Annotated in this window: 17 protein-coding genes; 4 read left to right on the plus strand and 13 right to left on the minus strand. The window is 57.5% G+C overall.

The features are described 5' to 3' along the window. Positions 1 to 2: 2 nt before the first annotated feature. Positions 3 to 1,568 (minus strand): ABC transporter substrate-binding protein/permease, encoded by a 1,566-nt coding sequence (locus tag BN2476_RS48090; RefSeq protein ID WP_235850784.1) that lies wholly within the window; start codon positions 1,566 to 1,568, stop codon positions 3 to 5. Positions 1,569 to 1,940: 372 nt separating this feature from the next. On the opposite strand from BN2476_RS48090, the gene BN2476_RS10090 reads away from it, so the two are divergent. The 3 genes from BN2476_RS10090 to BN2476_RS10100 all read left to right on the plus strand — a co-directional run bounded on the left by BN2476_RS10090 (position 1,941) and on the right by BN2476_RS10100 (position 4,886). Beyond that, entirely contained in the window at positions 1,941 to 3,062 is a 1,122-nt protein-coding gene (locus BN2476_RS10090) for a branched-chain amino acid ABC transporter substrate-binding protein (protein ID WP_087734018.1), read from the plus strand. A gap of 27 nt (positions 3,063 to 3,089) precedes the next feature. Further along, positions 3,090 to 4,097, plus strand: a complete 1,008-nt coding sequence (gene lhpH / locus BN2476_RS10095) for a trans-3-hydroxy-L-proline dehydratase (RefSeq protein WP_087734019.1) — start codon at positions 3,090 to 3,092, stop codon at positions 4,095 to 4,097. A 171-nt stretch (positions 4,098 to 4,268) separates the two neighbouring features. Continuing rightward, positions 4,269 to 4,886, plus strand: a complete 618-nt coding sequence (locus BN2476_RS10100; protein WP_087734020.1) for a pyridoxamine 5'-phosphate oxidase family protein — start codon at positions 4,269 to 4,271, stop codon at positions 4,884 to 4,886. A gap of 538 nt (positions 4,887 to 5,424) precedes the next feature. On the opposite strand, the gene BN2476_RS10110 is transcribed toward BN2476_RS10100, so the two are convergent. The 12 genes from BN2476_RS10110 to BN2476_RS48100 form a co-directional block, all read right to left on the minus strand. Beyond that, complete coding sequence (locus tag BN2476_RS10110) at positions 5,425 to 5,883, minus strand: DUF6088 family protein (protein WP_087734022.1); 459 nt, start codon at positions 5,881 to 5,883, stop codon at positions 5,425 to 5,427. A 231-nt stretch (positions 5,884 to 6,114) separates the two neighbouring features. Further along, positions 6,115 to 6,324 (minus strand): BPSL0761 family protein, encoded by a 210-nt coding sequence (locus BN2476_RS49675; protein WP_087734023.1) that lies wholly within the window; start codon positions 6,322 to 6,324, stop codon positions 6,115 to 6,117. Beyond that, entirely contained in the window at positions 6,324 to 6,602 is a 279-nt protein-coding gene (locus tag BN2476_RS49680) for a helix-turn-helix domain-containing protein (protein ID WP_143810937.1), read from the minus strand. Before BN2476_RS49680 ends, BN2476_RS49675 begins: the two co-directional genes overlap by 1 nt. Positions 6,603 to 6,793: 191 nt before the next feature. Continuing rightward, positions 6,794 to 7,276 carry a DUF6088 family protein gene (locus BN2476_RS48095; protein ID WP_328590285.1) on the minus strand — a complete coding sequence of 161 codons (483 nt, stop codon included), beginning with the start codon at positions 7,274 to 7,276 and terminating at the stop codon, positions 6,794 to 6,796. Beyond that, the gene (locus BN2476_RS10125) at positions 7,197 to 7,595 is read right to left on the minus strand and encodes a hypothetical protein (RefSeq protein WP_143810938.1); all 399 of its coding nucleotides are present in this window, start codon (positions 7,593 to 7,595) and stop codon (positions 7,197 to 7,199) included. Before BN2476_RS10125 ends, BN2476_RS48095 begins: the two co-directional genes overlap by 80 nt. After that, entirely contained in the window at positions 7,585 to 7,827 is a 243-nt protein-coding gene (locus BN2476_RS10130) for a hypothetical protein (RefSeq protein ID WP_143810939.1), read from the minus strand. The genes BN2476_RS10125 and BN2476_RS10130 overlap by 11 nt, the downstream gene beginning before the upstream one ends. A 64-nt stretch (positions 7,828 to 7,891) precedes the next feature. Then, on the minus strand, positions 7,892 to 8,110 hold the full coding sequence (locus BN2476_RS49510) for a BPSL0761 family protein (RefSeq protein ID WP_328590286.1): 219 nt from the start codon (positions 8,108 to 8,110) through the stop codon (positions 7,892 to 7,894). Beyond that, positions 8,107 to 8,520: an HAD domain-containing protein gene (locus BN2476_RS10140; RefSeq protein ID WP_160111695.1), complete on the minus strand. Its 414-nt coding sequence runs from the start codon at positions 8,518 to 8,520 to the stop codon at positions 8,107 to 8,109. Before BN2476_RS10140 ends, BN2476_RS49510 begins: the two co-directional genes overlap by 4 nt. 2 nt (positions 8,521 to 8,522) lie before the next feature. Next, positions 8,523 to 8,978, minus strand: a complete 456-nt coding sequence (locus tag BN2476_RS10145) for a hypothetical protein (protein WP_087734027.1) — start codon at positions 8,976 to 8,978, stop codon at positions 8,523 to 8,525. Positions 8,979 to 9,030: 52 nt separating this feature from the next. Next, complete coding sequence (locus BN2476_RS10150; RefSeq protein WP_087734028.1) at positions 9,031 to 10,131, minus strand: hypothetical protein; 1,101 nt, start codon at positions 10,129 to 10,131, stop codon at positions 9,031 to 9,033. Further along, positions 10,131 to 10,526, minus strand: a complete 396-nt coding sequence (locus BN2476_RS10155) for a hypothetical protein (protein ID WP_087734029.1) — start codon at positions 10,524 to 10,526, stop codon at positions 10,131 to 10,133. The genes BN2476_RS10150 and BN2476_RS10155 overlap by 1 nt, the downstream gene beginning before the upstream one ends. Positions 10,527 to 11,069: 543 nt before the next feature. After that, positions 11,070 to 11,486: a DUF6088 family protein gene (locus tag BN2476_RS48100; protein WP_087734307.1), complete on the minus strand. Its 417-nt coding sequence runs from the start codon at positions 11,484 to 11,486 to the stop codon at positions 11,070 to 11,072. Between the two features lie 1,132 nt (positions 11,487 to 12,618). Between BN2476_RS48100 and BN2476_RS10170 the strand changes: the two genes are divergently transcribed. Further along, complete coding sequence (locus BN2476_RS10170; protein WP_235850793.1) at positions 12,619 to 12,912, plus strand: helix-turn-helix domain-containing protein; 294 nt, start codon at positions 12,619 to 12,621, stop codon at positions 12,910 to 12,912. Positions 12,913 to 13,105 lie beyond the last annotated feature (193 nt).

Raw genomic sequence — 13,105 nt, forward strand, 5'->3', positions numbered from 1 at the left:
GCTTACCTCGAAGGGATATGGAATCGGCGCGCAAGTGCGGCTCCCGCCCACATCAACGCCAAGGCGATACCAACATAAACAGCCGTGCTGAGACCGTAGATGTCGAATGCTTTGAAGGTGCTGTTCGCAATCTCTTTGGTTGCGTACGTGAGCTCCACTGCTCCCACAACCATCGCGAGGCTCGTTGTCTTCATCAAAAGGACACTGCCACTGACCATCGGCGGTATCGCGTTTCTCAGGGCCTGCGGCATGATGATGTAACGCATCGCGCTCAGGTAGTTGAAGCCAACCGCGCGGGCCGCTTCATGCTGACCGTACGAGACGCTGCGAAGACCGCTCCGAATGTCCTCCGACACGTAAGCAGCGTAATAGAGGCCGATGGCTACCGCGGCGAAGTACATCTCTCCATGATGTGCATTCGCCACCTGCTGCAAGCTGACCGGCAGCAAATTGGACACGCCGAAGTACCAGAGAAAAATGTGAACCAGTGGCGGCACGCACCGTTGGTATTCGACGAATGCGATGACCAACCACTCGAAAAAACGGATTCTCGTCATTCGGACAACGGCAAGGATTGTTCCGAAGATGAACGCAAGAAGCCAACTGCCCATGGAGAGGATGACCGTCGCTGCAATACCGCTTGCCAACAGCTTGATGTTCTGCGGCGTCAGAATTGAGAGGTGCCCCCTCCAGCCGGTCGGTACAGCGGCCTTCTGAGCAGCCTTGCTTGGCGTGACAGTCGCTGCTCTGGGAATCGGCGAAATCCGGAATTCACGCTTCATCTTGTAAAGCGTGTTTGGTCCGAGCCATTTGTCGAAGATTTGCTGTGCCTCGCCAGACCGCTCGATAACCTGGAGTGCGCTGTTGACCGATTTCAGGAATGGCTCTTCTCCTTTCCTGACACCGAAGCCCCAGATTTCACTCCCGATGGGAGGCTCCAAAATCTTGAACTGAGTGGCTGCTGGGCCAAGTTTGTTTACGAGGCGGCTTGCAACCTCCTCTGAGACGCTGATGGCATCGCTCTTGCCCTGCGCCATCGACGTGAAGGCCGTCGGCGTGTCCTCGAGACCGACAAGGATGGCGCCTGGGACCTCTTTCTTGACGTAGTTCTCGGCGATGCCGCCTTTTGTGAAGGCGATTCGCCTTCCGTTCAGGTCGGACACGTTGTTGATACCATGGTCGACGCGCACGGCGAGGATGTGCGGGCTCACGTAGTAGCCGTCCGAAAAATCCACCTGCGTAGCACGCTGTGCCGTGTAGGCGAGGCCCGCGGCCATGATGTCAATGCGGCCGGCCTGGAGCTCGGGAATTCGGGCTTCAATCGCCACAGGGCGAACTTCAGCCGTAACGCCAAGCCGCTTCGCAAGCGCGTTGCACATATCAACGTCGTACCCTTGCAGCTGACGGTCCTTCCCAACAAAGCCAAAAGGCTCGAACGAACCGAGAACGCCACAACTCATCGTTCCTTTCGCTTTCACGTCCGAAAGTTCATCCGCCGTTGCGGTCACGGAGACAGTGCTCGCAAGACCTAACGCGATGGCGACAATGCCGAAAAAATGCCACTTCATCATGTCCTCAGGAAATCACGCGCGTGGACAAGGTATGCGTCTTGGGCTCGCACAGTGGTAACACGTATTACCAGAAATGGCGGTACAACCTCGGTTGCACCTGCAATGTGGAACGGATACTAGGCCAGAAAGCGAGTTCATTCAAGCCTGCTTCGAGCATGTGGTATATAAATGAACCACAATTCCGGGAAAACCACTAGGTGGAGCGTCGTCGTCCGGCAAATCGCCCGGTGGCGCGATTTCGTGGCACTCCAATGCGCTTAATTGGTTGCGCATCAACCAGAATAAGGGTTTTCCTTCTTGAAATAGGTTGTATCTGAACCAAATCACCGGTAATCTGGTCGCTCACTGTTCCAATTATCTGGAGTCTTCATGCGCCGTCTCGTAACAACAATGGCCGTCTTAACGGCCGCCGGCTTCTCCCTGTCAGCCAATGCGCAAACGGTCGTCACCATCGGTCACTCGGCTCCGCTCACGGGTCCGCAGGCACCGAACGGGAAAGACAACGAGAACGGCGCGCGTCTGGCCATCGATGAACTGAACAAGGCCGGCATTACGGTGGGCGGCCAGAAAGTGACGTTTAAACTGGACTCGCAAGATGACCAGGCAGACCCGAAGGTGGGTGTTCAGGTCGCGCAGAAACTGGTCGACAGCCGCGTGATTGCTGTCATGGGCCCGTACAACTCGGGTGTGGCCATTCCGGCATCCCGCGTGTACAACACCGGCGGGGTACCGATGCTGCCGGTTGCCTCGAACCCGGCGCTGACGAAGCAAGGCTTCAAGAACATCTTCCGTGTTGGTGCGAGTGACGAGCAGTTGGGCGGGACGATGGGCCAGTTTGCTGCCAAGACGTTGAAGGCCAAGACCGCCGCGGTTATCGACGACCGCACGGCCTATGGGCAAGGGGTGGCCGAGCAGTTCGTGAAAGAGGCAAAAGCAAACGGAATCCAAATCGTCGACCAGCAATTCACGAACTCGTCGGCGACCGACTTCCTGGGCATTCTCACCAGCATCAAGTCCAAGAATCCGGATGTCATCTTCTTCGGCGGATACGCAGCTCAAGGTGCTCCCATGGCCAAGCAGATGCGCGCACGCGGACTGCGAGCCAAGCTGCTTGGTGGTGACGGCATCTGCTCGGCTGACATGGGTAAGGTGGCGGGCGAAGCGGCGTCTATCGTGTATTGCGCACAGGGTGGTATTTCGCTCGACAAGACGCCAGCCGGCCGCGAGTTCCTGAAGAAGTACAAGGCCGCGTACAACACGGACACGCAAGTGTACGGGGTTAGCTACTACGACGGCGTGAAGCTGCTGGCCGATGCGATGGTCAAAGCTGGAACCACGACCGACAAGGCGAAGCTCACGGCTCAACTGGCGAAGACCGACTATAAGGGCGTCGCCGGCACTTATACCTTCGATGAAAACGGCGACCTGAAGGGTGCACCGACAACCGTCTACATCATCAAGAACGGCCTGCCGGTACCGTACGGTCAGTGACGTCAATAGAGTAACCACGAAGCACACATGAAAATCACTCGCACTATTTCGACAGTTGAAGTTCATACCGGCGGCGAGGCGTTCCGTATTGTTACGAGCGGACTTCCTCGCCTCCCCGGTGACACCATCGTGAAGCGTCGAACATGGCTGAAGGAAAACGCGGATGAGATTCGGACTGCATTGATGTTCGAACCGCGCGGTCATGCCGACATGTACGGTGGGTATCTGACAGAACCGATAAGCCCCACGGCCGACTTCGGAATCATCTTCCTCCACAACGAGGGTTACAGCGACCACTGCGGACACGGGGTTATCGCGCTGTCTACCGCGGCTGTCGAATTAGGCTGGGTTCAGCGCAAGATTCCTGAGACGCGCATCGGCATCGACGCTCCATGTGGCTTCATCGAGGCGTTTGTGCAATGGGACGGTGAACACGCCGGCAACGTTCGCTTCGTGAACGTCCCGTCGTTCATCTGGAAACGAGACGTGACTGTCGAGACGCCGTCCTTTGGCACGGTGAAGGGCGACATCGCTTTCGGAGGCGCCTTCTACTTCTACACCGACGGTCAACCGCATGACCTCGAAGTTCGCGAGTCGTCTGTCGAAGAACTCATTCGGTTCGGCGCCGAGGTTAAGGAAGCTGCAAACAAGGCTTATCCGGTTGAGCATCCTGACATCCCGGAAATCAATCACATTTACGGGACTATCATTGCCAACGCACCTCGGCACGAAGGCTCGACACAAGCCAACTGCTGCGTGTTCGCGGACCGTGAAGTGGACCGCTCACCGACTGGCTCCGGTACGGGTGGACGCGTCGCTCAGTTGTATCTGCGCGGTGAACTGGGCAAAGACGAGACCCTTGTGAATGAGTCCATCATCGGCACTGTCTTTAAAGGACGTGTGCTGAGCGAGACGACGGTCGGCGACTTCAAGGCCGTCATCCCTGAGGTCCAAGGCAACGCATATGTTTGCGGTTTCGCAACCTGGATTGTGGACGAGCGTGACCCGCTGACCTACGGCTTCCTCGTCCGATAACCGGCTCCTTGTAGTACCTTGTAGCGCGGAACGCTGTGACCCAGCGTCCGCGCTTTTTTCTCGCGATTCGGGAACGCAGACATCGGTATTCGCTCTCTGACGGCAACCAGTCGAAACACCGTCCAGGATGGTGAAGAGACCGAACGTCCCCACTGCGAAATCGGAGCAAACATGGACACACAGGCACAGCGAGCCCATGAGCCGGAGCCACTGGCTGCCGTTTTTGACAAGATTTGGGACCACTTGTATGCAGGCGCTAACGCCCGACAAGAACGCTCGGCATACACGATGATGCAGCTTGCGACCATTGGTCGTGACGGATTGCCGAAGCTCCGTACCGTTGTGCTGCGCAGGGCGGTCAAAGAGCGGGCGCTGCTCACCTTTCACACGGACCTGCGTTCAGAAAAGGTACGTGAGATTGAGCGCCAGCCGCACGTCGCACTGCTTTCAAGTGATGTTCAAGCAGGCATCCAGATACGACTCGAAGGCGTTGCGTGTCCCGTCGCGGATGAAAACGCCAGGATGACAGTGTGGAACTCCAGTCGTCCAGGGACCTTAATTCTTTACCAGGCGCCGTTGGTTCCCGGCTCGCCGATAGCAGCTCCGTCCGACGCGACGCCGTCTCCCGATGACGCCGCGTCAACGCACACGGCTGGCTTCAGGAACTTCTGCTTGATGGACGTCGGAATTCAAAGGATTGGTTACCTGGATGTATCGGGAGTGGTGCATAACCGAGCGCAGTTCTGCCTCGAAGGTGGCCATTGGTGTGGTCAATGGGTCGCGCCCTGACCTCTTCGCCAGAGCGTCGTCATCATCTTATGCCCAGACATGCCGTCGCTTTCGGCGAGCTCAAAGCGGACGTCGCGGTCGTGATGTTTTTCGACATCGATGCCGAAGACACTGCCACCCTCCACCAGCCGGTGGAGGAAGTACGCATGACCCGGCAGTGCGCTGCTTCACGGGTACATCCCCGCTTCCTGCGATATGCACGCCAGCTCCCGCAACGCCCTGCGCGCAATTCTCTGACGCTTGCGGCAGTACGCTTCGGCGTTTGCGCGCAACACGTATCTCGGCACACCGACGATGTACACTGGCCGCAGGACGTGTTTGCGCAGTAGCCGCCGCGCGACATAGCCGCGGCTGACGTGTTGCTATGGAGAGCAAATCCTCGCTCGGACGTGCCGATTTCAAGTCGGCCTACTCCTTAGCGCTGCTGGGCACCTACTGCAATGTGCACTCGGTCTCCGTGTTCATGAAAGGTCGTAGCCACGAGACCCTCACAGTTATGACCGATTGCTGCGTTCATGTCGCCAGCTTCATATGCATGTTAGTCATTGACGTTCTCTTTCTCATCGCGGTCGGGACCACCGCCTCGTGCATGACGGGCTCGCTCGTATATCACGACTCTGTTTTCAACTTGAATTCTTCGCGTAATCCGCCGCCGGGCGGTGCTCACCACTGGAAGCATCGGAATTTGTGTCGATTGGCCTGAGTTGTATTCGCGAGCAAGCATGCCTGGTTCAACATCGACTTTCAGTTTGCGAAAGATTTCAGCGGCGATGTTCTCCAATGTGCCGGCCGGCTTCAGGCTTCCCGTAAATTTGTTGGGCCGGGTCTTGACGTACACCCCTAAACTTACGCGTACAAGAGTACCTGCGTCGACAAGTCTTCGCAAAACGCGAGTGAGCTGAGAGCGGCTTCCCAAGTGCTTGAGTTCGGAACGTAGAATCACGATGCTCCGCTCTTGAACAACAAAGCGTCGAACGCGGCCCTCCAAAAGATTCATGTCGAATTTCTCGTAGATACGTTATCGCTCCACAAGCCAGCGATACGCCACGCCTGAACAGCGCCAACGCGCGCGTATCACAGCCATCCGCGTTCCACTGGAATAAACTTGACGAGGACCTTGGCATCAGGGGTTACTGCGCGCGGATTTTGCGCGCGAGCTAATGCGCGATGCCATGTCAATAACAAAGTCTGTGATGAAAGAACCGGCATGCGAAGCGCAGCGCGATAGTCACTCGTACCACTTTGCGTCCGACCTTGACCAAACACTTGGCAGCACGGCAGCAGATAGGTCGATGTCGCTGGGCTCGGGGAAGTGCTTCAGCAGCGACGTCGCACGGCGTCGCAGCGTGTCCGCATCTATCTGCTCTCCCATTGAAAGCTCCCGGAGCAAATCGCGTGTCCGAAGTACAGCTCGCGTATGCTCGAAAGGAATTGTCATCAAAGCCTCCTATGGCATTTTGAAATTGCATCAGAGTACAATCCGGCTGCTTGCGATACGCGCGCCAGCTCCCGCAGCGCTCTGTGCGCAATCCTCTTTCGCTTGCGGCAATACGCTTCGGCTTTCGCGCGCAGCACGTATCTCCGGCCACCAACGACGATGACTGGTCGCAGAATATGCTTGCGCAGCAATTTCCGCATGACATAGCCACTGCTCACGTTTAGCAGTCGCGCGACCTCGGCGACTGACATCAAATTGCGTTTGCATTGTCCCTGCATTCGACATCACCGTCGACATTGACGATTTCAGCAATACCGAACCTATCGATACTGCGCCGCGGCTTGCTCGCGGTAGCTCTCAGTTCGTTGTTTGCTTCCGAGATGGTCGTGTAGCAAAACGCGCGGTTATTTTTCAAACCAGTGTTCGAACTCCGTCCGGTTTCGGTTACAGGCTTTACTATCGGCAACTATTAACGCTCGTATTTTATGGTTCGGCTCCCGACCTGAATCTTTCGGCTTATCCGGCGCTTGCCCGTGCTTACGACTCGGTCCATGGGAATCTGAGTTGTACGTCCCTCGTTGTACTCGCGTGCGAGCCGGCCTGGCGAAACCTCGATACGCAGCTTCCGAAACGTCTCCGCGGCAATGGCTTCAAACGTCGCCGCCGGTGCCAACCCTCCTGTGAACCGATTCGTGCGAGTTTTGGCGTACACGCCTTTGCTTACGCGCACCAGCCTCCCATCCGCCACAAGTTTTGCAAGTACCCGGCCCACCTGCGCGACGCTACCCATCGATGCGACCTCCGAGCGCAAGACTACGACGCCCTTGCGCCGTCGAATCGAGCGGACGATTTTGTCTTGAAGTCGCACGGCGCTACAGCTGCGTGAGAACTTTGCGAACAATCGCCGCGACGTCGTCGTCATCGTTAACGTCCACCGTGGCTGTGTGCGCATATAACGGGGGTTCGCCGACGATGGTCGCGACTGCGTGCCTCTCGTCAATGCCGATGTCCAGCCGGAGGACCGGCTTGACGCCAGTGCCGGTTCCGCGGCCAACAAACACTGTTAGGTGCTTCCCCGCCGCTCGCGGCGTGCTGTATTTGTCTGCACACAGTTCCAGCACCTTCAACGCTTCCTCAAGCGCTGAGAAAGGTGGGCGGCCGTACGGGACGACACTGCCCTCGAGGTCAAACAGGTGCGCGAGCGAATCCAGGCTCCCGGTGTATTTGCCGTCATATGCCGCTATGGTCAAAACGGTTCCTTCACTCGTCATCGTTTTTGTCCCCAAGCTCATACGCCCCCGCCTCCTGCTGCACGCGTGTCATTTCTCGCAGCGCCGTGTTTCCAATCCGCTGCCGGTCCCGGTGATACGCCTCCGCGTTCGCTCGGAGAACGTGCTTTTTTCCGTCAACAGCAATCACTTCGCCGAGACGGCTCTCGTGCATGAGCCTGGTCACATAGCAGCGGCTGACGTTCAGCAGCCGCGCAACCTCGGCTACCGTCATCAGGTCGCTATTGGCGGTAGCTCTCGGCATGGTCACCAACCCGGAAGGGTTTGCACACGGTGCATCAGCCTGCGCGTCCCTTTGTAAATGACGGTGCCCACACCGCGGGCAAAGCGGCTGCTGAGGCATCCATATCCGCCGCGACGGGGAAGTGCTTCAGTAGCGCTTTGGCGCGACGGCGCAAGGCATCCACGTTGTCGCTCTCGCCGAACGCGAGTTCTTTTAGCAGCTCGCGCGTACGTAGCACCGCTTGTGTGCGCTCGTAGGGTACAGTCATCATCATTCCCTCGACATTGCTTCCAGTTTTGTTTTCAACTCTTCGAGGACGTGCGGCGCGCTGATGCCAAGCACCGGGTCCATTCGAGAGTGATACGTTGAACCAATCACTCTTGCCCGCAGCGCGGGTGTGAGCCTTCGCGATACGCGGCGTATGCTTCCGCGATACCGGCGCACCCATGACGTGCTCAACACAATGCTCACTTCAGGATAAGGCGCCAACGTTTCCTCGAGTAACGCGCAGTGCTCGAACAAAGCATGACCAGGGCAGTTGAAAAGTTGTGGGCCGTGTTTGCGATACAGATACACGCATTCGGGATGTGTTATTACCCCGTCAAAATCAAGGTAGAGGAGTTTGCCACCCGTCCGCCTAGGCGGTGGCACGTGAAGCGTCGGCCCCGGCAATCCTGTCAGCATCGCTAACGTTGCCCATCAAGAAAGTCCGACCAATCATGCGCCCAGGCGCGGTCCATCGGGTCGGAGTCCTCGCTTATCAACGGCCTGCTGCCATTTGCAATATTTCTTCGAAAGAAAGTCCGTGCCGGCTCCGGAATTTCGCGCAGTCTTACGTATCGCCGGTTATCGCTTATGTAAACAGAAACCTGTGGCGGCACCGGACGCGGCGGCAGCTTTTCCTTGCCACCATTTAGCGCAGCAGCAATGCAGCGCGCGACCAAGTCCCACACGCTTGCCGACCATCTGGGGTAGCTGCGCACATGGGCCGTGTCACCGATGTTACCCAACAGGGCTTCGTGCAAATCCGCTTCGTAATCGGCGAGCGCACCGTCGCGAATACGCGCGATGTCGGCAGTTGCAATCACTCGCCGTGCAGACTCGCGGCCACCTGGCCACAGTTCAACAGTTACTCTAAGCATTCTCGCCTCTCCTGCATCGTGTCATCGTGTCGTATGTATCTGCATTGCGCAGTCAGCGCTTTCGAAAATGAGCTATGACCTTCTTTGCAACATCGACGACAGTCTGATGCTTGCCAACAGGCATCGTTTCGGCTTCACGTGGTCGGCCGGACGCAAATATCGTTCTTATGCGGATGTAGTCGTCCTTTGCGAGAATTTGCACGCAAGCTTCCGGTACCGGCCGCGTGTAGCCTGCAGACTGGCGGGCTACGAACAAGGTGTGAGTTCTATATTCGGGATACGGACCGAGCGGCCATTCGTATCCATGTTCATGGATAGCCTTGGATGCTCTTGTCCACAAAGGTTTCCGCGGGTCAATCTCGGTTATTGCGGTGTACAGGGGCGTGACGTCTGCTGGCTCACTTTCGTGTTCCCCCTCGTACAGGGTGATGGAGGTTCGTGAGTATTGTGCGGCCCACGCCTCAGCGACTTCGCGGAGGCGCTTGTAATCACGGTCATCATCGAGCATGTGAAGGGGGATTTTGGCACCCAGTGCGCCGTGCGGTGACGACAAGAAATCATGACGGCTGCCTGCGGGCGCGGGCACGATGATTCTGCAAATTGCCTGCAGACGTTTTGCATTCAGTCTTGAGTCGGCGAGCAGAGCCGGGAAATAGTCGGTGCCATCGACGTCCAGCCCGAACAGTTCACCGTCTGCAAGCATGCGACCGAAACGCTTTTTGCTGATACCAAGGCGAGCACAGAATTCGTCCGCCGACAGAAGCTGACCTTCAACGACCATGTGACGCCGTGTTTGCAAAGCTTGCTCACGAATACTGTCTTCGAGAGACGCCGTGTCGGATGCTGACTTCTCGACTCCAGAATTCTTCGCCTCGATGCTTCCCAATTGCGGCGACAGAATGACAACGTGTTCCGACCAGCTTTCATCAGTCGCGTCGTCGCAACCAAGGGTGTGGCCGTGACTCGCGGGATGATGGACATCTGTGGCGGTGCCATCGGCCTTGTGGTGTCGCTCGCAGGTCCACGGCTCTGCAATCAAGACCACGTCGTTGAGTTCTTCTGCCTCCGAGTAGTCGGCATAGTTCGGCAACAGCAAAACGACTGCCTCGGGCTCGGCGTCTTTGAGGCGCAAGAGGAGTTCAGCGACTTTCATCACCAGCCCTTCGCAATCAGCTGCTTCACAATCTGCAGTACTATCGTTGCTGCGTCGTCATCCGGGTCAACGTGGACGCTCTCTACGCCCACGCACTCACCATGCTCAAGCAACACGCTCGCATTCGTTCGTCCGTTTCGTGCAACCAAATCGATGCGCGCGACAAGCTCGGTACCACTGCGCCGCGAGCGCTTGATTAACACAGTGAAGCAGTCCGTCGGCGGCGTTGGCGTGCTGTACTTGTCGAGACACATCTCCAAAACTTTGCACACCTCCTCAAGAAGGCTTAACCGTTGCCCATCATGGCGCACGACGCAGCCCTCGACCTCGCAGAGAGGTTCGTGTGAAGGATTGCCGCCCAAGTCGTCTCTGTCGTAAATCGCGATTGTCAGCATGGCCCTTCCGGCGAACGATATTTGAAAACGGACTTCCTTCTGCTTTGGCCAATTGGCAGGGCAATGCACCTCTTCCTCGCGCTGAATGCTCAAAGGCCCGGACGCGCTAACGCAGCCTCCAACACGCGACGCGAAGCGGTCACCACGTCGTCGCCAATGACGTAGGGGGATGGCGGAAGCTGTTCGACCGACTGACCCGTTTTTACGGTGGCGACAGCGAACTTGCCCTCGCATCGAACGTCGATTCGAAAGGTGACCACTGCGTGAGGGTCCGTCGTCGCATATCCAGACGTCTCGTGAACAAAAATCGTGAATTGCGCGGCGACTGGATATGGACCGGGCGGAGTCGGATGCGCAAGGGCGAGCAACGCGCGCTCCCACGTCGACCCGCGCGATTCGCTTGAGATGCCGTCGCACACTACGAACAAGGTATCGGCACTGCAGTCACCCAGGTACACAGCGACGTCAGTCTGCAGGGAGGTGGTGCCTAGTGAAAAGCTTGGAGCTCCGCTCATCGCCCGTCCTCTCGTCTGTAGGTTCCCCTCACGGCGTGTCCTTATTAGCTCGCTCATACATAACTCTTTTGGTGCCCACCTGAATCCGCCGGGTAATACGTCGTCGGCCAGTCGTGACCACTGCCACCATCGGCAACTGCGTGGAACGACCCGTGTTGTACTCGCGGGTCAGGGCTCCCGGACCGACGGAGATGCCAAGTCTTCTGAAAGCTTCTGCAGCTATTGATTCGAACGTTGCTGCCGGTGCGGGACGACCTGCAAATCGGTTTAATCGGGTTTTGGCATATATGCCGTGGCCCACTCGTACCAGTTGCCCGGTCGCGACCAGCTTGGTTAGCACGCGTGTCAGTTGCGCCTGGCTTCCCAGTCGCGACAGGTCCGAGCGAAGAATGACGACGCCCGTACGTCGGCGGATTGAGCGCGCAACACGAGCCTCGAGCTTCATCTTGTCGTCAGTCGCTGTCGCGTCTGTGGCAAGCAAGTCTCACCATTGCTGCGTCGACTTGTTTTTTGCAAAACGCGAGCAGCGTCAAAAGAGCGACTGTTCACAATGGGTCTCCCCGCCGCATACGGCGCATGATGTCTGCGACTGCGGGTTGGTAATCCAGACTAGCTAGATGGAGCAGCACCGCAAGGCCGATTTCCGAAGCAGATTGAAGTGGGTCAACGCGCAAGCGTGATATTTTTATCGCCCGCTGGCCAGTGGCAACAGCTTCGCCGCGCACCCGTCCAACCGAGTCAACGGAGACGCTGAAGCGTGCGGCCGCATTTTGCACACGCGCTCGTTCGCGCTCCACAAAGCAAGTGATATGCGCAACACGGTCTCGCTTTGTCGTTGGTGCTCGCCCAACCTCTACCATCGGACCGCTTCCTGATAAGAGGTGAGCGCTTTCATCTCGATATAGAGCGTGATACGCGTCATTCCATATGTCCTGCGCGCCGCCGTGCTGTATGCAACGGGTGTACAACTCCTGTACCCAGCGAAGGTTGGAGCCGAACCGACCTACACACACACCGATAAAGATGTCCTCGCGCTGTCTGAACGTTGCGGGGTCTACTACATAAACTGACACTGCTGCTCCTATTGCATCGCGTCTGACCAGCTGGCCGCCACTTCGGTCGGCGGCGCCCGCACACTCACTCCGGTCACTTCCTGACATCAAGTCTGTTCGAAAACCGGGTCCGTGTTGGCTGACGGCCGGAATCTGCCGCCCGGACACCCCCAGAAAACTCGTGCTTGGCGTCCCCCCAACTTTCGACCGCGTTCTGAGCATACGACTCCAGCCACACGGTCTGGGCCGCAAGCGAATACCCGCAGGGAACCTTGAGCACATAAACGGGCGTCTGAGCCCGCTATGCCCAACTCGCCTGTAGGGCTGAAGTATCGCCAGCAAAGCCAAGGGCGACCTGTATGTCAGTAGGCCCTGCCCGCGACGTACAGGCGCGCTCCGCCACCAAGTGACCGATGGGGCCAAGTCTAAAGCGACAAACATACAATGTAAAGATTGGCAGTTTAGAAACTGCCAATTTAAATAGGGTAGATTCGTAACTGGCGATGGGCGATGCTCCTGTCGCATATGGAAGACACCACAACACCACACCAAAGGGCCGCCCGGCTGCGGCTTGGTACGAATCTAAAATTGTTACGAGGGAAGCTCGGAATCTCACAAGAGGTGCTCGCTGACCGCGTGGGGTTGCACCGAAATCACGTCGGGCAGATTGAGCGGGGCTTGGCGAACGTAACCTTGGACAATCTGGTGTCGCTGGCCAATGCACTCGGAGTTCACGAATCGCAGTTGCTCGTAGAACCTACTGAGCAACCTGTGTCTATCAAGACTGGCCGCAAGAGGAAAATCGACGCAGACGGCTAGCCTATGGGCGACCGGAAAAAACTAATAAGCTAACGCTGGCTATCCAGCTATCAACGACGTCGTGGCGCCAGCGAAGAAGTTCGCGCTCGTAAAGTTCAGCGCGCGGTGGCAGCAGCCAGGGGCGATGTTTTGCTCGCAGGATGATTGTTCGGAAGGACACGCCGAGAAGTTGGATGACTCCTGCCGGGTCGAG

It is taken from the genome of Paraburkholderia piptadeniae, assembly GCF_900007165.1.
Lineage (GTDB): Bacteria > Pseudomonadota > Gammaproteobacteria > Burkholderiales > Burkholderiaceae > Paraburkholderia > Paraburkholderia piptadeniae.